Here is a 1598-nt window from a genome sequence, read left to right on the forward strand (position 1 = left end):
CCTGTTTTCATTCGCTCCCTTCAAGATAAACCGCAGAAAGTCACATTTATTATCGACCCTGTTTCAAAATCTTGATTATGTTACAATATCAAAATAATTTAAAACATTTATCTTCAATACTGACAAGTAATTAATCATCATGCACAGCTAGACATTGAATAACCATACCTGCTCCCATAAATGATATTGTTATACAATAATAGCTATTCAATGTTACTACCGTTAAGCGATGCTATTAGCGATTTTTTCTCTTCATCACTTAACAAAGCAACAAGTACAGCTAACTCTGCACTTTGGTCATCCTCGCAAAAAAAGTAGTTTAGAGGCACTTTCAATTCATTAGCCATTTTTTTGAGCGTTTGAATATCGGGTACATGCCTACCCTTTTCATAGTGGTTCATTCTGCCACTGGCTGAATTTTCATCCATACCAATTCTTACGCCCAATTCTTTCTGCGAAATACCCACTTTCTTTCGAGCCAGTTTAAGGCGCTCTGGTATAGGACTGTTATGCAATTTATATTCATCATCAAAATCTCTCATGCTTAGATTGTCTAAGTTTTACTTATTTCTGTATACTTAGCAATCCTAAGTTTTTTATTTCTTGAGATCGATACATGAGCAACAAAACTATTTCTTTGAACCAAAAGTTCAAAAAACTATTAATACAAACTGAAGGAAATTCAGTTAGTCGTAAACAACTTATTGAATCAGCAGAGGATCTATTAAAGTTATCGAAGATCCAAGCACAGCGCTTGGTTGCGAGAAATATTCATGCTTTAAAGACAAAAAAATTAATCGTCGCGACAAGCGCAAATAATGAACGAATCTATCAAATGTCCCCTGAACTTCTCGAAATTTTACACTCAGATGAAAATGATAAAACATCACCAAATCTTGTCGTAGAAGGAGAATCCTCAAATGAATTAATTAATGAAGAAACTAAAATCAGTACTGAATTGAAGATGGTATTGGGTGAAATCCAAGCTTATCAAGACTACTTAAAACAATTTCCTCAACAAAACAAAACCATTTTTTTATTGTTAAATAAATCCAGAGATCGTGCTTCAGACCTATATGGTCGCCTTAGTGCTATCAGCAAAATTATTAAGGCAACAAAAACAGAGGACAACATGACATGTTGAGAGATTGGCAGGAACGCTGCATCAAACATGCGACTGAAACCTATACCCAACAAGCGACGTATCTCATGCTTGCTTGTCCCGGTGCAGGCAAAACCATAACCGCTGCCCATATTGCTAAATCACTCATCGGCAAAAATAAAGTAGATTATGTCGTCTGTTTTTCACCATCTCGTATCGTTTGCCAAAGCATAGAGCACACTTTTGAACATGTATTGAGCCGAAAGTTTAATGGCCGCTTAGGTGCCTTAGGGATGTCGAGAACTTACCACTCTTTAATCAATACAACCGAGTTGATTAGTGATTTAAGTAACAGCAGAGTTTTAGTTATTTTTGATGAAATACATCATTGCGCTGGAGATGGTGATTCAGCCTCAAATGTTTGGGGAATGCAGCTACTAGCAACAATCCAAAACTTAGCGACTTATACATTGTCCTTAACCGGAACGCCCTGGCG

At 36.4% G+C, this 1598-nt stretch carries 3 protein-coding genes; 2 read left to right on the forward strand and 1 reads right to left on the reverse strand.

The features are described 5' to 3' along the window. Window positions 1-203: 203 nt before the first annotated feature. On the reverse strand, window positions 204-542 hold the full coding sequence (locus H5202_RS22155; RefSeq protein ID WP_182773934.1) for a helix-turn-helix domain-containing protein: 339 nt from the start codon (window positions 540-542) through the stop codon (window positions 204-206). Window positions 543-616: 74 nt separating this feature from the next. Between H5202_RS22155 and H5202_RS22160 the strand changes: the two genes are divergently transcribed. Continuing rightward, the gene (locus tag H5202_RS22160; protein WP_182773935.1) at window positions 617-1144 is read left to right on the forward strand and encodes a hypothetical protein; all 528 of its coding nucleotides are present in this window, start codon (window positions 617-619) and stop codon (window positions 1142-1144) included. Then, a partial coding sequence (locus H5202_RS22165; protein ID WP_182773936.1) for a DEAD/DEAH box helicase occupies window positions 1138-1598 on the forward strand: 461 nt, incomplete at its 3' end. The genes H5202_RS22160 and H5202_RS22165, both read left to right, overlap by 7 nt.

The organism is Shewanella sp. SG41-4 (genome assembly GCF_014164505.1).
Lineage (GTDB): Bacteria > Pseudomonadota > Gammaproteobacteria > Enterobacterales > Shewanellaceae > Shewanella.

What these genes read in the sequence shown, in the direction of transcription:
- H5202_RS22160 (WP_182773935.1), top strand. Translation starts at nt 617, where the DNA reads ATGAGCAACAAAACTATTTCTTTGAACCAAAAGTTCAAAAAACTATTA.
- H5202_RS22155 (WP_182773934.1), bottom strand. Translation starts at nt 542, where the DNA reads ATGAGAGATTTTGATGATGAATATAAATTGCATAACAGTCCTATACCA.